Source organism: Novosphingobium fluoreni (assembly GCF_014196615.1).
Taxonomy (GTDB): domain Bacteria; phylum Pseudomonadota; class Alphaproteobacteria; order Sphingomonadales; family Sphingomonadaceae; genus Novosphingobium; species Novosphingobium fluoreni.
The window spans coordinates 1-18,470 of sequence record NZ_JACIDY010000012.1; the positions used below are offsets into that span (position 1 = coordinate 1).

Annotated in this window: 14 protein-coding genes; 9 read left to right on the forward strand and 5 right to left on the reverse strand. The window is 56.6% G+C overall.

The features are described from left to right. The 3 genes from GGR39_RS16205 to GGR39_RS16215 form a co-directional block, all read left to right on the forward strand. On the forward strand, positions 1-1,400 hold a 1,400-nt coding region (locus tag GGR39_RS16205; RefSeq protein WP_183618697.1), incomplete at its 5' end, for a DUF4214 domain-containing protein. Between the two features lie 3 nt (positions 1,401-1,403). Continuing rightward, positions 1,404-4,538, forward strand: coding sequence for a glycosyltransferase (locus GGR39_RS16210; protein WP_221226192.1), 3,135 nt, complete (start codon positions 1,404-1,406; stop codon positions 4,536-4,538). Next, a complete protein-coding gene (locus GGR39_RS16215; protein WP_183618701.1) occupies positions 4,535-6,184 on the forward strand; it encodes a glycosyl hydrolase family 28-related protein in 1,650 nt (549 codons plus the stop codon). The genes GGR39_RS16210 and GGR39_RS16215 overlap by 4 nt, the downstream gene beginning before the upstream one ends. Positions 6,185-6,193: 9 nt before the next feature. Here the strand turns inward: GGR39_RS16215 and GGR39_RS16220 are convergent, their stop codons facing one another. Genes GGR39_RS16220 through GGR39_RS16230 form a run of 3 tightly spaced genes read right to left on the reverse strand, consistent with a single transcriptional unit; the run spans position 6,194 to position 8,799 of the window. Next, on the reverse strand, positions 6,194-6,841 hold the full coding sequence (locus GGR39_RS16220) for an ABC transporter ATP-binding protein (RefSeq protein ID WP_183618703.1): 648 nt from the start codon (positions 6,839-6,841) through the stop codon (positions 6,194-6,196). Next, positions 6,838-7,626 carry an ABC transporter permease gene (locus tag GGR39_RS16225; RefSeq protein WP_183618705.1) on the reverse strand — a complete coding sequence of 263 codons (789 nt, stop codon included), beginning with the start codon at positions 7,624-7,626 and terminating at the stop codon, positions 6,838-6,840. Before GGR39_RS16225 ends, GGR39_RS16220 begins: the two co-directional genes overlap by 4 nt. A 12-nt stretch (positions 7,627-7,638) precedes the next feature. After that, complete coding sequence (locus tag GGR39_RS16230) at positions 7,639-8,799, reverse strand: KpsE/RkpR family capsule polysaccharide export protein (protein WP_183618707.1); 1,161 nt, start codon at positions 8,797-8,799, stop codon at positions 7,639-7,641. A 190-nt stretch (positions 8,800-8,989) separates the two neighbouring features. On the opposite strand from GGR39_RS16230, the gene GGR39_RS16235 reads away from it, so the two are divergent. The 4 genes from GGR39_RS16235 (at position 8,990) to GGR39_RS16250 (ending at position 13,315) form a co-directional block, all read left to right on the forward strand. Next, a complete protein-coding gene (locus GGR39_RS16235) occupies positions 8,990-10,159 on the forward strand; it encodes a polysaccharide biosynthesis/export family protein (RefSeq protein ID WP_343055919.1) in 1,170 nt (389 codons plus the stop codon). A 531-nt stretch (positions 10,160-10,690) separates the two neighbouring features. Beyond that, positions 10,691-11,458 carry a glycosyltransferase gene (locus GGR39_RS17340; protein ID WP_246388920.1) on the forward strand — a complete coding sequence of 256 codons (768 nt, stop codon included), beginning with the start codon at positions 10,691-10,693 and terminating at the stop codon, positions 11,456-11,458. 89 nt (positions 11,459-11,547) lie between these two features. Next, complete coding sequence (locus tag GGR39_RS16245) at positions 11,548-12,420, forward strand: DUF1796 family putative cysteine peptidase (RefSeq protein ID WP_183618711.1); 873 nt, start codon at positions 11,548-11,550, stop codon at positions 12,418-12,420. Between the two features lie 178 nt (positions 12,421-12,598). Next, positions 12,599-13,315 (forward strand): alpha/beta hydrolase fold domain-containing protein, encoded by a 717-nt coding sequence (locus GGR39_RS16250; RefSeq protein ID WP_183618713.1) that lies wholly within the window; start codon positions 12,599-12,601, stop codon positions 13,313-13,315. 225 nt (positions 13,316-13,540) lie between these two features. Here the strand turns inward: GGR39_RS16250 and GGR39_RS16255 are convergent, their stop codons facing one another. Together GGR39_RS16255 and GGR39_RS16260 are read right to left on the reverse strand one after the other, a co-directional pair. After that, positions 13,541-15,031 (reverse strand): phosphomannomutase, encoded by a 1,491-nt coding sequence (locus GGR39_RS16255; RefSeq protein WP_183618715.1) that lies wholly within the window; start codon positions 15,029-15,031, stop codon positions 13,541-13,543. 51 nt (positions 15,032-15,082) lie between these two features. After that, complete coding sequence (locus GGR39_RS16260) at positions 15,083-16,255, reverse strand: ATP-binding protein (RefSeq protein ID WP_058738039.1); 1,173 nt, start codon at positions 16,253-16,255, stop codon at positions 15,083-15,085. 238 nt (positions 16,256-16,493) lie between these two features. Here GGR39_RS16260 and GGR39_RS16265 point away from each other — a divergent pair, with 238 nt between their 5' ends. Together GGR39_RS16265 and GGR39_RS16270 are read left to right on the forward strand one after the other, a co-directional pair. Continuing rightward, on the forward strand, positions 16,494-17,531 hold the full coding sequence (locus GGR39_RS16265) for a mannose-1-phosphate guanylyltransferase (RefSeq protein WP_183618717.1): 1,038 nt from the start codon (positions 16,494-16,496) through the stop codon (positions 17,529-17,531). A gap of 492 nt (positions 17,532-18,023) precedes the next feature. Further along, positions 18,024-18,458: a hypothetical protein gene (locus GGR39_RS16270; RefSeq protein WP_153001020.1), complete on the forward strand. Its 435-nt coding sequence runs from the start codon at positions 18,024-18,026 to the stop codon at positions 18,456-18,458. The last annotated feature ends 12 nt before the right edge of the window (positions 18,459-18,470 follow it).

Genomic DNA, 18,470 nt, shown 5'->3' on the forward strand with positions numbered 1-18,470 from the left:
CCATCGAGATCGATGATCTCGATGCAGTCGTTTCTAGTCAGATTGAAGTTGCACCAAAGATGTTGGAGCGGATGAACGGCATCCGGGCAGAGATTCTTAGCGAATTGCAATATTCACAGCATTCAGCTGAGATCGCCGTCACTGAATTGATACAGCGAGAGATCAACGCCCTTAAAGATTCTATTCAAACCACAGCATCGTCGAGAGAACACTATATTAGGCATTCCCGCCAAGAGACTGTTCAGGACAATGAGGTTGAAAGACCAATTATAGAGCACGATGAACCTGTAGACAAAAGCACCGATTTGCAAACGATAAAGATCAGTATCTCTCAAGATCTTGCCGCCGCCCACGATCACTTCGAGCGGAACTTTATTGTGGCGTTGACTGAGGCCCATCTCAAGGTTGTAGCGATGCTGGAAGCAGCGATGCAGGCGCAGCTTTCTGCGTCACCCGCTGCTACAAGGAATGTCGAAGCCTGCGTGAATTGGTTGGCAAACCATGGTGAGTCTGCCCTTACTGATGATCTAAAGGGTGATTTCGAAATCGCTGCCTCAGAATGGTCGGATGACGTTTTCGCCGAGGCGGGATATTTTTGGCTGCTGGGTCGATCGGCCGAGCCAGTCGGTCTTGACCATCACTTGAGCAGCATGCGCCGCGGGACTTCACGAGCCAAATTCCTGTTCAATCTAGCCTCCTCTCAGGAGGCACTCACCCACTTACAGCAGCTTGCCTCCTTAAAACATGACGAAAGCGATTTCCTTCACCAAGCCTATACCCTCTTCCTCGGGCGCGGGATGGATGGTGCGGGGCAGTCGCATTATGCCGGCGTTTTAACCCGCAGGGGTGATCGTGCACGTGTGAGGGTAATGCGAGATATAGCGCATTCCCAAGAGGCATATCTCAACCGTACACCACATGCGTCCGCATGGCGTTTTGTAACGAAGGCCAATTCCTTTTTCACCAGGTACAGGCGGGCTTGGCTTCGTATCAGGCTCGGTGGTCGTGCCGCCGAACGCCATGTCTGGCAGGTAGGTCGCCTCAGCATGCTTGAAGCCGAAGCAAAGCGGGCTTCTGCAAACATCCACTCGCGCATTGATGAGACGTATGCCGAGTTGGTGAAGCTTCTAAGCTCGATAAAGGCAGCCGAACACGGCCATCTGTCTGGAGAGTTGAGCGCAAGCCAAGGTGCCAAATTGTTGCTATCAGGCGGCAACATGTCGGCGTTGGCGGAGCCATCACCGGTGTCCATGGCAACGCTCATACCCGGGGAAGCTGTGCCGATTCCGGAACCGCATGCGCCCATTGCGGATCTGCTGCGGGACACTTCGGCCGATAAGCAGGTTTCGCAGATCGCTTCCGCAATCCGAGCAGAACTCCAGAAGTTGGGTCTTAACTGAGACATGTCCGCAATTATTACAGCTACTCATCGCGATACTGGTCGTTTTACGGGCTTGAAGGTCGGTATAATCTGCGCAGGCTCACCCATAGCTGGAAACGGGGGGGCAGAGCGCTTCTACGCCGGACTGCGGAGAGGCTTCGAGAGGATCGGCTGCAAGCCCGAGTTTGTCGAGGTGGATGCCACCGAGCCGTCTGTCGATCAAATCTTGCGTAATTACGACCTTGCCGCAGACATGGATTTGTCTGGCTTCGACATGGTCGTTTCCAGCAAGGTCCCGACTTACGCAGTACGTCACCCCAACCATGTGATGTACCTCAATCACGCCGTGCGAATTTTCGACGACATGTTCGATTATCGCTTTCCGGATGCAACGGCCGGTGATTACGCTGATCGGGCCCGTATCCATGCCGCCGACAATGAGGCGTTGGCTCACGTGAAGGCCTGCATGTCGCAGGGGTTTGAGATCTCGCGGAGGCTACATCGCTGGCGAGGCCGCTCGGCAGAAGTCCTGCACCCACCGCTGGGCTTCAGCGACTTCCACATCGGCGATGGCCCAGGAGAATTTTTCCTGCTTGCTGGTCGCCTACATCCCTGGAAACGCTTTGATCTTCTTATCAAGGCGATGAAGCATTCCTCCCGAGCCATGTCGCTGGTCATCGTGGGTGAAGGCGAACACGGCGACCATCTGCGAGCTCTTGCCGGTGACGATACGCGGATCAAATTTCTCGGTCGGGTTAGCGATGATGAGCTCGTCGACCTTTACTCGCGGGCGCTCGCCATCCCGTTCGTTCCCCAGCGAGAAGACTATGGTTATGTCACGCTCGAGGCATTTGCGAGTGGATGCCCCGTCCTGACATGTACAGACTCAGGTGAGCCGGCGCACATCGTCCGCAATTATGAGACGGGCCTTGTCGTTAATCCCACTCCTGCAGACCTTTGTTCCGCACTGGAATGGTTTTGGGACAACCGCGAAGAAGCCAGACAAATGGGCTTACGCGGCTTCCAGCAAGTCAGTCAGATGTCATGGGCGGATACCGCCTACGCACTCGCCACTGCGGCGATGGATGGTATTCCCGATCCCGCCGCGGCGCCCCTCAAGGTCGCTGTCCTGGACATGCAGCCGATCGACCCACCAACCGGTGGTGGCCGCTTGCGCCTGCTGGGTCTTTATCATGGCTTGGGCGAGCGTGTCGAAGCGAACTATGTCGGCACATATGACTGGCCGGGAGAAAAGTTTCGTGCTCATGCGTTGACGCCAACCCTGTTCGAAACCGATATTCCTCTCACGGATGAGCATCACGGAGCTTCCGCCGAATTGGCGCAAAGAGCGGGCGGCAAAAACGTGATCGATCTGGCGTTCAGTCGCCAAGCTTACCTTTCTCCCGATTATATCGCAGCCGCACGCAAGGCGACTGAGAACGCCCATGTCGTGGTATTTTCTCACCCCTGGATATACCCCCTCGTCAAGAATCAGCTTCGGCCGAACCAGGTCGTCATCTATGAATCTCACAACGTCGAAGGCTTTCTGCGTGCGCAGCTTCTCAGCGACAGCAATCCCGTCGAGCGAGATGTGTTGGAAGGCGTAATTCAGGACGAGCTGGAATGTGGGCGCCGTGCGGATTGGATCCTAGCCTGCTCTCATGAAGATCTGCTTCGTTTCAACCGCCTATATGGCTTTTCGCCGGAGAAGATGCGCGTCGTCCCCAATGGGGTCATGGCCTTCAATAGCCCGGTACCTGATGTATCCACACGCGAGGCGGCCCGTCAGGAGTTGGGTATTTCTCACGGTGCCTTCTGTGGTATATTTATAGGCAGTGCATACGGCCCGAACGTTGATGCAGCGCACTTCATAAACGAAGCTCTCTCCAAAGCTCGTCCGGAAACCACCTTCATAATTGCCGGAGGCGTTGGAGCGCAGATGCAGGCGGCAGGTGCAAACGTCATCATAACCGGACCGCTTGACGATGCGGCGCGGGACAAGTGGTATGCCGCCGCTGATTTCGCCGTAAATCCCATGATGGCCGGTTCGGGTACAAACATAAAAATGTTTGATTTCATGGCTGCAGGTCTGCCGATTATCAGTACGGAAGTGGGTGCTCGCGGGATTGAGCCAGGCGCCTTCATGCGCGTTGTGGCTGCTCATGAGGAGGCCTTTGCAGCAGCTATCGCCGATCTGAGAGCTGATACGGCTGAGCGCGCCGTTATGGGCAAAGCCGCGCGTGCCTGTGTCGAAGAAAGCTATTCTTGGGAACGCATTTCAGATCTTCTTGGCAGGTTCATGGCTTCACGTGAGGCGATGGCCGGACAGTCGCGGCCGAAATTCTCAGTCGTCATCCCCTCGTATGAGCGCCACGGGAAGCTGGGTGAACTGATGCATGCCCTGTCTCGGCAGATCGAGCGCGATTTTGAAGTGATCATCGTTGATCAATCTCAGGAATCCTGGAGCAGCGCTGACCATAAGTGGGGCTTCCCGCAGACCTATTATCATAGCCCGGTCAAAGGTGCCGTGCGCGCCCGCAACAACGGCGCCATGCTCGCACAAGGCGAGATTATAGCATTCATCGATGATGATTGCCTGCCCGAGGCTGATTGGCTGACTAACGCACGCAAGTATTTTGATGATGCCGAAGTAGTCGGACTTGAAGGACTGATACGCTCAGATCATGAGGGCGATCCGGATTGGCGCCCTGTCACCAATGTCGGCTTTGAAGGCATCGGCTTCATGACAGCCAATCTCATGGTGCGATCATCCGCGTTCCAATATCTTGGCGGCTTCGACCTGCAGTTCGATAAGCCTCATTTCCGTGAAGACACCGATTTTGGTTGGCGACTGCAGGATCTGGGCAAGGTGCCCTATGGCCGTGACGTGGTCGTTTTCCATCCGGCCCAACCTCGGTCGCTCGAGCGAGAATCCCTGGCAGAGCGGACGAAGTTTTTCTGCAAGGACGCTCTTTTGTGGAAGAAGCATCCTGAACGTTATCGCGAGTTGTTTATCGCAGAAGGGCACTTCCTCTATACCCCCGGCTTCAAGGATGCCCTCCTGACCGGTTTCCATTCCTTGGGGATGACGGCCAAGGACCTTCCGGATTGGATGACCGAGCGTTTGCTCGAAAGTAGTGTTGAGATCGCCGCTTGATAGAACGATCTGGAAATCAGTGGTTTCTTTCTAAAAAAGATGCGGCTGACCATGCTCCTCGCGCTATCCTGCGCGCTCTTCTTGTTGTCGGACTGTCATCCGGCACCGGAGGAGCGATTGCCCGCACAGGGGGCGAGCAACCTGGAACACTTCCCGCGCCCCTCTCGACAACGGAGAATGGCATCCTTCCTGGCTGTGCGGGAGATGGGAAAACCGACGACACCGCTTGCGTTCAATATTGGATAGACAAGCGCCAAGGCGGCATCCTCAACCTAGGTACAGGCACGTATCTGATTAGCTCTGCGCTAGTCAGCAAAGGTGCCATCACCCTTTCAGGCGCTGGTGGCGGAAAGGGCATTTACAAACAAAGCTGCAGTTCAGGTCTACGCACCAACAATCCCCGTCAGGATGTGCTGGTACTTGAAGGCGCCGGAGCGCGAGTGCATAACATATGCATTGATGCCAACGTCGAAATGCAAGAAGGCACGGCTATCCGCATCGTCGGAAGCGCCAATTCGGTGATTGTCTCTGACAGTCACATCAACAACCAGATCGTTGGAATCTCAGTTTCCGGAACCGGTTCTAACGGATCAACTCAGAACGCCGACGTCATCCTGCGGCATAACACTATCGTCCCGGCTGCGCATTCGAAGGCAGTCGGCATAATGCTCGGCGGCAACTCCCGCAAAGCCAACACGATCGACACGCGGGTCGAAGGTAACTCCCTCGTTTGCCAAGGAAAGATCGGAACTGGCACTTTGATCCTAGATGCTGGTGGCGCACTGATCAGCAACAACACCCAATACGGCTGTGCGCTAGGAACAAAGATATATCCCGGTTCCGACCAACAAGTCATGTGGATATATTTTACGGGGACAGTACTTGGTGATACAGATACAGATCACAATTTATTAATAGATACTCAGGTATCAAATGCCGGTGTCTGGGGCCTTAATTTTGTAAATACTTGGGCCAGCAATGCCGGTGGATCTAGTATATTGATCCAAGACAATGGCGCGAGCCATAATATCCTCGGCATTCATTTTATCGGCCATAGAACTCATGTTGCGAAGGACAGATCAGGAATAGAAGTAAAGGCGGGTCAAAAAGTCACTTTTGACTCAGGTACTATCTGTAGTGACGGCAACGGTAAGGGCACCGGTTTTATCGCTTCTGGCGATACCATAGCTTCGGCGGTGCGAAACAGCACTATAGGGAACTGCGATCATAATACTGATGGTAGGCTGGCAACGGGGATCTTGGTTTCGACCAATGCTGAAAACGTAGGTATTTTTACGGGCAATGACCTTAGTACTACGGCTCTGCCGATCGCTTGGCGTCCCGCAGCGGGGAACGAGGCTGCAGCGATCCTTGGCAAAAACCTTGGCTTGGATACGGCGCCTGGCATGGTTGCCGCGAACACCACGGTGAATCTTCCTCCTAACCGGGCCGTGTTCCTTTCAGGAGGAACCCCGGTAAAATGGTTGAATGGCGGATGGGCAGGTAGAGAGACAATGCTCTATCCCACCGCAGGTCCGATCTCCTTTGAAGCAGGTGGCAACATCTGCAGCGCAGTGACCGCAGATAAGCGACAAAGAGTATCCGCCGTCTTTGAAAAGGAATTTGGCTGCTGGTCTTTAAGATAGAATCAAGGGTTACAAAGCACTGTAAAAATCTACTGCTTCGTCTACATCGTCATAAGTAGTGGCATAGCCATTATTTATTAAAATAGCTCGATTACAATATTGGCGAACTATGTCGGTACTATGCGATGCAAGGATCATTGAACGATCCGCACGCTTTTCAAAGAGTTCGTAGTGGCACTTACGCTGGAAGTTCTGGTCGCCGACCAAAATGATTTCATCAATCAAGTAGCAATCAAACTCAATTGCGAGAGATAGTGCGAAAGCGAGACGAGCTCGCATACCCGACGAGTATGTCTTGACCGGCATCGCCAGTTGCCGACCTAGCTCGGTGAAATCCTCGACGAATTCCCGCATTTCCCTGTAGTCGCGGTCGTAAATCCGGGCAATGAACTTGGCATTGTCGTAGCCGGTAAGGCTGCCTTGAAACCCTCCCGCAAAACCCAGCGGCCAAGACAAGGACATATTTCGAGTTATCTTGCCGGATGTCGGCATTTCCACGCCGCCAAGCAGCTTGATCAAGGTGCTCTTGCCAGCGCCATTTCGACCGAGCAGCGCAACGCGGTCGCCTTGTTCCACCACAAGATTAATACCCTTGAGGACGTGCTTGCGCCCGGCCCCCAACTTGTATGATTTATAAAGGTCCGTGCAAACGATCATTCGACGGTGATGATCTTGCGAACGTGCCGGCACAGGGCCAGACCGACGACGGAAAGTACGACCGAGCATACGATCGGATTCCAAACGCTATAGTACGCCGTGACCTGACCACCCCACACGCCCTTGCGCATCATTTCCATCGCATTCACGAATGGTGACCATAGCAGGTATTCCCGCGCTTTTGGTGCGAGCCACGATGCCATTGTGAAAAGTCCGGAGATAGGCAGCATGATGTACGTCGTCACAGGAATGAATTTTTCCACTATCTCCGACATCTCGGAAAGTGGAGCGATAACAAGACACAAAGATAGGGTAAACAGCCCGTAAAGACACCAGCCGGCAATCAGCAAACCGATGTCAGCTGGCACTGGAAACTGCCCGATCATGACCAAGAACAGCGCAATAAAGAAGTAGGCCATCATCGAGCCAAGAAATTCAATGATGAAGCGCACCACAATGAAATCGAGGATCTTTATTTGCTGGTGGTACATCAAGCTACTGTTCGCCACGAACAGCGCCACGCACCGCGATACAGCATGTCGGAACAGGACCACCGGCAAGTAGCCGGTTACGACAAATGCCACGATGCCGACGCCATGTTCTTCCGAGCCCCGAGTGAAGCGCCACATGATGGCCACCAAGCCCGCAAAGAGCATGGGCTCGACCATGATCCACAGAAACCCAATGTTTTCGCGTCCGTAGCGAGTATGCAACTCCCGGATCATCAACGCGTGAACCACGCGCATTTGGATCCGCCATCCCTCCTGGAACTTTTGAAGGCTCATGACTGAATAACCTCAGTCCGGCGCATGTTCGAGAATGCCGACGATCAGCATCCATCCGATGAAGTACAGGCAGGTCGCAGCTGCAGCGACGGTGAGAATGGAGATCAGGCGATGTGGAAGCAGGGGCATATCTGGCATATCAGGGTCGACGACACGCTCTAGATAAAACTTTTGATGCTGGGCATCACTGCGGGCCTGCACGAGAGCGGCGCTTGCCACGTTCAGGTTCTGGGTTGCGAACTCCTGCTCGACCAGCAGATTTTCATATCCCCCAAGCTTCGAGGCAATACCCGAACCGGAACCAACCACTTGACTGTTTTGGGACGCAATCTGAGCAGAAATTGCAGCGATCCGGTTTCTCAGGACTGGAATCGAGGGATTGTCCGGCGTTAGCCGCTGCATCGTCTGCAGCTGGGCTTGGAGAGCCGCCCGTTCCGTGATCAAGGCGTTGGCAATCTCGATCACACCACCGGCCTGCTTCTCCGGATCGATCAACGATGATGCGTTACGATATTGCGCCAGTGCGACTCTGGATTCCCTTGCACGCTGGGTCGCAAGATCGACTTGCTTCTGCGCCTCGACAATAGCCTTGTTTTGCACCCGATCGTTCAAGCGGTTTACCAGCATCTCGCTTAACTGCAGAAGACTCAGGTTGATCTTGTATGCGTCTTGCGGGGTAAACGCCTTTACCTTGACCACAGCGGTGCCAGTCTCTGAATCGAGACGAGCGTCAACCATGTCCTCGTAATACTTGAAAAGGTCTTCGAAGGTGTTTTCCATCAAGGGCTTTGGAAAGCGGGATATCCGATCAGCTTCAGGTGAGGCGAAGCGCTCGCGCACTTGGGCAACTTTTTCTAAGTCCTTCAAGGCGTTACGCGAACGAATATAGTCCAGGATCTCGTTGGTCTGTTCCTGCCCCCCAGAAAGCCCAGTGGTCTGGATGATGTTGGCCAGCGAAGAAATCTGAGAACGCTTTTGGTCCGGGCTTTTGATGACAAAGCGCGATTCAGACACATAGATGCCGGATGCGATGAATAGGTAATAGATCGCGGCGAGCAGCGTGGGGAGGATTACGAACACCACGAACCAGCGCCGCTTTTTCAGCCAGGCGGTGAAGGCAGAGTGTCGGTCCTTCGCGGGGATCTCAACCGGGAACGATTGTTCAACGTTCATAGAACTCTTCACAGCACCTCAAAAGGACGGTAGCGCACAAGGCTGCCTTCCCACCGGCGGGCGCTAGGCCAACATGCTCCGACACGCAAGTCCGCTGGCTTTCAAACGCCGCGAATCACCCCCTAAGTTGCGACCGAGGTCGCTATTGTTCACTGCGGCGTCGCGATCTAAAGGCGAGCAGCCATCAAAATTGGAATTGGTCAATCCTCCGATGCAGGTCAAGACGTTAGCCTCCCTCATCCTGCTTGCAGGCCTCGCCGGTTGCGCCACGCTTCCCACCAGTGGGCCGACGCGCAAGCAGATCGAGAAGTCTGCGGCAACCGAGGCAACGCTACCGATCAAGGTGGTCCACGTGGTCACGGCTGCTGACCTCCCCGCATCCGAAACCTCTGCCACCGCCGCCAGATTTCTCCCTGAGCTTGCGCCACCACCAACGGACATGGTCGGCCCTGGCGATGTGTTGAACATCAATATTTATGAGGCTGGCGTGACGCTTTTCGCCGGTTCCGGCGGCGGGGCTGGCAGCCAGGGCGGCGCATTGACGGCAGACCCCGGCGTCCGCGCCCAGCGGCTGCCCCCCAATCGCGTGAATGACGATGGTGACATTTTCATTCCTTATGGTGGCAAGCTGCACGTCGTGGGCCACACCCTGGGCGAAGTGGAAACAATGATCAGGCGGTCATTGCGCCGGGTCTCCGAAAATCCGCAAGTCGTGGTGACGCTCGACCAAGCCATTACGAATTCCGTCATCATGAGCGGCGAGGTGGCTAAGCCCGGTCGCCTGGTGCTGCAGACCAACCGGGAAACCCTGTCTGACGTCGTGGCGCTCGCCGGCGGCTATCGCGGCAATGCTCGTGACTTGTCCCTGCGGGTGGTTCGGCGCAACGAAAAATTCGATATCCGCATGGACGAACTCGTCTCGAACCCCTCCCTTGACGTGCGGGCTTACCCGGGTGACCGGCTTATGCTCATCAACGCCCCCAAGTCCTTTGCCGTGCTGGGTGCAGGTAGCAGGGTTGAGCAACTGCCCTTCACCCGCTCATCGATCACGCTGGCCGAAGCGATGTCCAACGCCGGAGGCGTCAACCCCAACCAAGGCGATCCCGCAGCCGTCTTCGTGTTCCGCTATGTCACCGATGCGCAGGGCAACGAAGAACCAGTTGTCTATCACTTCAATATGATGAAAGCTGGCTCATATTTCGTGGTGCAGCGCTTCGAGATGCGAGACCGGGACGTTCTCTACTTCGGTAATGCGGCTGCGAATCAACCTGGCAAGCTGTTCCAATTGATCAGCCAGCTGTTTACCCCACTCATGACCGTAACTGCTGCCGTGCAAACGGTAAATAACAGCAACAACTAAGGAATATGAGCGTAGAGCGCTTGCTTAAGTAAGTGCTCTACCACATCTCTTCAGATGGCCTCACTTTTTCAACCTTTCTTGGATCTATTACCTTATCGCCTTGAGCAGGCTCTAGGTAACCCAACTTTACGGAGCGTACGGGTCAGGCGTGTTCGACGCTCCAAAAGGACAGCCGTACCAGCGTCCAAAACACGTCGCCGGCTCTTCATCGACCTTGCGGTGATCAGCAAGCACGATGCAGGTACAGGGATACAACGGGTCGTCAGAGAATTGGCCCTATCCCTCATTGATGAAGCCCCTACAAATTGGGATATCCATTTTGTAGCCGCTACAAGGCGACGCAAATATCATCTGATTTCTTGGCCCTCCCCGCTCGAGCCAGTCGACTTCACACCTATAACCAGCACCCCAGGAGATATATTCCTAGGCCTAGATTACTCCCTTGACGCGGTTCGTCGGCATAGAAAGCAACTTGCAGCCTTTCGGCGAAATGGAGGCACTCTGTGGTTTCTGGTCCATGATCTGTTACCGTTGGAGAAGCCGGAATGGTTTTCGACGAACACCGTGATCCGGTACAAGGCGTGGCTTGGCATCCTTGCAGGCCTTGCGGATGGCTTCCTATGCAATTCGAAGCAGACGGAAGAAGACCTTAAACGCAATCTTGACAAGGAGTTCGGTCTCAAGGACGGCTACTCGACGGTCGTTCTACCCATGGGCCACAAGATCAGCGATCCCCCGCTCATTCCGTCGGATACCAGGTCGCAACCTGCACGGTTTGATGCCCGGGCGCCATTCTTTCTGATGGTCGGCACACTCGAGCCGCGCAAGGGTCATGGCGATATGCTCGCTGCATTCAGCCGTTTATGGGCCGATGGCGCGCCTGAAAGGCTGGTGCTTGTCGGTCGGACTGGCTGGCAAGTCGACGGCTTGCATCAGGCTATTCTGAATCATCCCGAGCATGGACGTAAGCTATTCTGGTTCGACGATGTCGACGATGCGGAACTCTTCGATCTTTACGAAAACTGCTCGGGCGGCATAATCGCATCATACGGTGAAGGCTTTGGCCTTCCCTTGGTGGAATTTCTTGGCCACGGGAAACCAGTATTCGCCAGAGATTTGGCCGTCTTCCGTCCTCATGCCAAGATGGGAGTTAACTACTTTCCAGTCGATGCCAATGACACACTTTTAGCTACATACCTGCAATCCTGGATGAACGACGTCAACGCCAATAGGATCATGGTCACCCGGCCAGATACGTCCTGGAAAACCTCTGCTCAGGTTTTGATATCAGCCGTTTAGATTTTACAGTGTTAGGGTTTAGAGTTGGACGTCGCGGAGCTAGTATCGCGCAAACCCTGCGGCGTGTTGAGGACGATCAAGGATTTGGAATGGCCGGTACAGCTCTAGAAGCAGCCTACGCGATTTATCAATCGCTTCTGCGGCGCGACCCCGATCCTAATGGGGTTAATGGAGTTGTGCATACACTTACGGTCAATGGGCTTGGGCCAGGCTTGGAAACAGCCATCACCAGCATGGTCGCAAGCGAAGAGTACAAGAGTATAATTCACAGTGAATTTGATTATGCCCTGGCTTTGCGAGAGAAGCCTGGCAGGGTTATCGATGGTAAAGAAGTATCTCATATCATCTCTTTGGGTACGCACTGCCAGACCAGCTCAATCCTGAAGAAGTATGGTTTGAAAATAGAGTCATACCCGTTCGATTGGCTCTTCAACTCACCCTCGGCGATCCTGCACAGCGTCAACGATGACTTCGCGACTTTCCTGGATCAATCCCAATATAAATCCCTCCCGCCCTATGAGGGTGAGCCTAGGGCACAACATAATTACTATTTGAAGAATCATGGGGTAGAAGTCTTCTTTCCGCATCGGGATCCCACCACCAATACGGATTATGCGTTCTTTCAAAGATGCGTACATCGCTTTCGTGCCGCCATTGGGAGCGATACCGCCAAGCTGTTCGTCATCATCTCACGCGAGGAGCACGATCTCGTTAATCGCTTTGATGAGTTGCATGACTGGGTTAGGAAGATTGGACATGCCAACATTCTGGCAATCCAACTTCGTGAGCCAAATGGCAACCGCGCCATTCGGAAACTCAAAGTCTCGGACTGCGGCGACCTGTACGAGTTCACGCCGATTTCGACAGAGGCCGGTGTTGGCTTCCCAGATCTCCTGGATGACCTGAGCGTGGTACAACTCGTCATGCAATACAAAATAGCATCATCGGCCAGGTCAGTCTGAAGTGTCTCGCACTTGGGCACTTTCACTGGTCGCCTCGACCATTGCCGTCTGTGCCTGTCAAGCCAAGCCTACCGAGCCACAGCAGGTAGAACCGAGCACAGCAATATTGCTCGCTACAGGAACTGTCCATGGCGCTCAGGGGCCGGAGATTTGGTTTGGGCCCGATGGCTACAGGAATGTGCGCAACATCACGCAGGCGTCGGTTCTACCTGTTTTACCAGCAATGGGGAAGGGAACTGGTGAAGCGGCTGTGATCTTCCCGGGTGGCGGGTTCATGACGCTTTCCTATGATTGGGAAGGCGTGAAGGTTGCGCAGGCTCTCGCAAATCGTGGGATCGCCGCTTTCGTTGTCAAGTACAGGCTCGTCCCCACACCACGGGACGAGACATCATTTAAGAACTTTTACGACAAGCAAATGTCCGCTTGGGTGGGAAAGCCGGGCGAGAGGCTGAACATTGCCGTTCCGACTTATGCCATAGAGGATGGTAAAGCCGCGCTGGCATTGGTCCGCAGTAGAGCCAAAGCCTGGAAAATTGACCCGACCCGCGTTGGGGTCATGGGATTTTCTGCTGGGGCGATGGCGGCGTTGCGGGTGGCTACAGCTTCGACCGGTCAGCAGAGGCCCGCCTTTGCGGCGTTGCTTTATCCGCCTATGGAAAGTATTCAGGTTCCAAACGATGCACCACCTGCATTCGTGGCAATGGCGTTAGACGACCCCCTATCAGGCCGCGCAGGTTTCGGCTTGATCGAGAGTTGGATGCACGCGGGACGCCCCATCGAGTTCCATGGTTATCAAAAGGGCAAACATGGCTTCTCCCTTGGCCGAGAGCGAACCACGACGTTAGGCTGGATCGATCAGTTTGTGTCGTGGCTACAGATGAATGGGCCTCCCTGATCGGACTTGTCCTCAACCTTTTGGAAGTGGCTGGTCGGGCTACTTACGCCGACAGCAGCGGCTCGACTTGCCGACCTTAGACCATCACGCAAACATCATAGGCCCTTCTTCTCGGGTATGAGGGCCTACGAGCATCGTTCAGCGGTGCTGGCTTTAGGCGCGGCGGTGGACCTAACGGGTTGGCCTGCCTCGCTGCCATAAAACGCCGGTCAGCGCTGCCACTCTTTACCCCACCAACGTCGCCTCGCGCACGATCTCGAGCGCTTGCACGTTCAGCGAGGCCGCTCGCTCGGTGCTCGCCGCTTCGGTATAGCAGCGCAGTTCCGGGGCATTTCCGCTTGGGCGCAAGTGGATGATATCGCCGCTGTCGAACGTGATGCGCAGCCCGTCGGTGGTGTCGAACGCGGTGGCGGTTCCGGCGATCGCGCCGAACATTTGCGTCACCCGGGCCAGGACCTCGTCCTCGTTTCCGGCTTGGAGCTTTGCCAGCAGTGCTTGGCTCAGGTCCGTGGGCAGTTCCTGAATCCGGTCGCTGAAAGTGAAGCGTGCCGGCAGTCGCGCGAGCAAGGTCGATAGCGGCGCGCCCTGGCGCTTGGCTTCCACCAGCACCGCGATCATCGGCAGCGCGGCGTCGCGCGTCGGCAACGCGGGTAGCGTGCGCTGCTCGCGCACGATCGGCGAGCCCAGGATAAAGCCGCCGTTGGCCTCGTAGCCGCAAGCCGATGCGGAACCGTCGAGCAATCCGTTCATCGCTTCGATCACATAGGGCGAGCCGATGCGCGTGCGGCGAATCTCGTCGAACGATCCTGACAGCTCTAGAGCCGTGTTGCAGCTGACCGGGGTTGCGATCGCTTCGATCCCCAGCGCTTGCGCGCACAGGATGCCTAGGACGTCGCCACGCAGCCAGGTGCCCGTCTCGTCGGACAGCAGCGGCCGGTCGGAATCGCCATCGGTGGACAGGATCGCATCAAGGTCAAATTCGGCGGCCCAGCCATGAGCCAGGTCCTGATCCTCGGGCCGAACCGCTTCGGTATCCACCGGCACGAAGATTTCGGAGCGTCCGAGCCGGGTCACTTGCGCGCCCAGCCCTTCGAGAATTGCCACGAGAATGTCGCGTCCCACCGCAGAATGCTCGTAGACGCCTAGCTTGAGGCCCGACAGGGCATCGCTGCCGAAGAAGTCTGTATAGCGCGCGATATAGGCGGTCGCGACATCGATCGCCGGCTCGGCCGCATCGGGCGTCTTCAGCATGCCTTGCTGATCGAACACGTCGGGTAGCGAGACCTCTTGCGCCCGCATCGCCATCTCGTCGGGCTTCAGCACTTCACCGTCGGCACGGTTGAACTTGATGCCATTGCGGTCGGCGGGGATGTGGCTGCCGGTCACCATGATCGAGGGGATGCCCTTGCCGAACCCGTAAGCCGCAACCGCTGGAGAGGGCACGAAGCCGCAAGGATCGCATATGCCACCCATGGCGCGGATCGCCGCCGCGCAGGCCGCGATGATGCGGGGCGTCGATGGACGCAGATCGCCCGCGATGGCTACATGCACGCCGGCCGAGAACTGCCCGATCTGCGTCATGTGCTGGAGAAAACTGCAAGTATAGGCGAAGCACACCAGGTCGGTCATGTCGACAACCCGTCCCCTCGCCCCGCTTGTGCCGAACGCGACGCCAGAGCTTTCCATCAGGTGCGAGATCGAAACCGTTTGTGTCATGGTAGTCTGCATAATCCTTTGAATGCTATTAGCGTATGTGGGCGGTATTCGTCAGCCCGGCATGACGCGGCGCATGAAGGCATCGAACAGTGGCACCGTGAAGGCAGTGTCACCATGGGCCGGGCTGTAGAGCATACCCTTGGCGATGAGGCTGTTGCGTGTCGGCGCCACGCTCGAGACTTTGACGCCCAATGCTTCGGCCACTTCGCCCGAGCGGTGTGGACCCGCGCCGCGATCGGCCATGGCGCGCAAGTAGCGCTTTTCTGCCGGGGTCAGCCTGTCGAAACGAACGCGGAAAAAGCTGGCGTCCAGCTCGGCCAGCGCACTCACGGCTGCGGCTTCGACATCGGCGGCGGTGATCGGGGAGCCCTCGGCCGCATCCCAGCTGTGCTTGCCCCATTCCTGCAGAAAATAAGGATAGCCTTGGGTCTGTGCGAAGATCGCATCCAGCGCGGCGTGCTCGATCGCCTCTTCCTCGCGCTCGATAGGGACACGGATCGCGTCATGTGCCGCCTCTGCGTCGAGTGGTCCGATCGTCACGAACTCGAACAATCTTTCCGCATAGGATTTCGCACGTCCCATCTGACCCAGCAGCTGTGGCAGTCCGGCCGCCAGCATTGTCACGGGCAAGCGCTTTTGCGCGGCGCGATGGAGCGCGCTGATCAACGCGGCGAGCTGCTCCTCTGGTACGTATTGCAGTTCGTCGATCACCAGCACGACGGCGCTCTGCCGCTCCTGCGCCGCTTCCCCGACCGCGACGATCAGATCGGCGAGATCGGCATCCAGGTCGCCGCTGTCGGCGAGACCAGGCTCCGGCTCGAAGTCGAGCGCGACTTCCAGGTCGTCGTACTTGACCTTGAGCTTGGCAAAGCCCGCCAAGGCCTTGAGCGCGCGCGAGACGCCAGCGGTCGCCTGCTTCATCCGGTCGAGCCGCAGCAGTGCCGCGCGCAAGGCCGGTACGAGGATGCCCGGCAGCGAGCGGTTCTCCGGCGCCTCAATCGCGACGATCGTCATGCCCTCACCTTCGGCGGCATCGCGCATGGCGGTAAGCAGCACGGTCTTGCCCACGCCTCTCAGGCCATAAAGGATACTGGGCCGCGCTGCCCGTCCGGCACGGATGCGGTCGAGCGCGATGGCATTGCGTTCGAGCAAGGCATCCCGCCCGGCGAGTTCGGGAGGCGGCGTGCCGGCACCAGGAGCGAAAGGGTTGCGGCGCGGATCCATAGTGAAGTTATGGCACTTTATAAAATTATCGTAAACCCGCTAAGATGACTTGAAACTGATTCCTTTGAGTTTTTGGTGGGTAAAGTGCTGCCTTAGCTCACTTGTGCCGAGCCGAATGAAATGATCTCGAGCCACGGCACACACGGGGGGTTCAATCGCCTGTCCCATTGAGCGGCACAGGGGGCTTTTAGAGAAGGCGCACCTAGCATTCTAAGGACGCAACGCTAAAGAGCGCGCGATGAGCATCCTTGTACCCGTAGTCCTGTGTGGTGGCAGCGGCACGCGACTTTGGCCGCGCAGCAGGGCGACCAAGCCTAAGCCGTTCCTGCCGCTCGTGGGCGACACCACGCTGTTCCGGGCTACGCTGGAACGCTGCCCGGCGACCGAGGGCTTCGGCGCCCCGGTGGTCGTCACCGGCACCGCCCATATCGAGCATGTCGAGGATCAGCTCGAAAACCGCGAAGGCGTCCAGATCATTGTCGAGCCTTGCGCGCGCAACACGGCAGCCGCGATCACGCTGGCGGCGCTGCGCCTGCCTGAGGACGCGATCATGCTGGTGTGCCCCAGCGACCATCACATCGGCGACACCAAGGCCTTTGCCCAAGCGGCCTGCGCGGCCGCCGAGTTGGCCGAGCAAGGCTGGCTGGTCAGCTTCGGCATCGAGGCGACCGCGCCCGAGACCGGCTTTGGCTATCTCAAGCGCGGGGAGGCCATCGGCGACCAGGCCTATCGCACCGCGCAGTTCGTCGAGAAACCCGACCTGGAACGCGCCAAGTCGTTCCTAGCCGAAGGCGTCTACGCCTGGAACGGCGGCATCTTCGCGTTCAAGGTAGGCGACTTCCTCAAGGAGATGAAGGCGCACCGCCCGCAGATCCTGGCCGCCGTGCGCAAGGCAGTCGACCAAGGCCACAGCGATGGGCACCGCTTCCATCCCGACGCGCAGGCCTTTGCCGCGGTCGACAGCGAATCAGTGGACTACGCGGTGATGGAGAACACCGGCCGCGCGGCGATGGTGCCGGCCGACATGGCCTGGTCGGACATCGGCAACTGGCAGGCCCTGCATGTCGCGCGCGACCGTGACGAGCAGGGCAACGCGACGCGCGGCGACGTCGAACTGGTCGATTGCCGCAATGTCCTGGTCGACAGCGATGGCCCCAAAGTCTCGGTGATCGGTTTGGAGGACGTCTTTGTCGTGGTCGATGGCAACGACATCATGATCACCACCGCCGCCGGTGCCCAGAAGGTCGGCAAGCTTTCAGGCGCGGTGAACCAGTAGGATAGACCAGCGATGACATCCGGCGGGAAGGATGCGGAGCGATAAGCGCCAGCGGCTGAGCCGACTAAACCGGGTGGTCCGGGTTGTTAGTTTGTTACAACCTCTGGCACGTCACCGGCACATAGGATTGCCTCCAACTATCTGTTTTGTCTCCTATTTTCGACAGCCATGCCACACGGGCGGCACGAAGAGTAGTAATGCAAAATGATAATATATCGCCTTATCAATGCCTTACATGCACCAGAAGGTGCGTATGGTGTACGACCCGAAACACGAATTTAAGGGTCGGAAAATGAAGCTCTGAGAGGCCAAAAATGGGCTGATCGAGCTTTAAGGGGGTCCGAACTATCATGCTGAGCGCAGCTCAGCAGGCAATCCTGTGTCTAGACTGCAAAACGATAGCCGATGGCAGCTTTTAGATCGCACAAAGATGCAGATGGTTGCATTTGGATAGCAAAAGTGATGCAATCTGTCGTGGATCGAGGTGACAGCATGGATCAGATGGTAGAAGAATTGCGAAAACTCACGGTCCGCACAAAATCAGGCCGATTGCGGGCCCTGATGCCTGTGATCGAGGAGCGTCTGGCAGCTGGGGTTTCCCAGCAGGACATCGTGAATGTGCTGAGGGAAGCCGGCGTCGACCTGACGCTTGGTACATTCAAGAGCTATCTTCATCGTCACAGGGCCAAGCTGCGCGATCACCCTTCCAGTCGGGCCCTCGCCAATCCAGCGCCTTCTCGACTTGCTACAGGCTTATCGACCGATGCTGACACGCCAGTCATTGAGATCGACGTGGAAGAAGCATCATCGGATGCTTTCTCCGACCAATCAACGCTGGCAGACATTTTGGATGCCAGAAAGCGCGATGCTTTTGCAGATAAGTATATGAACCAACGGCGCCCATTGTTCGGCCGGAACCGCAGTTAACATCGATGCAGG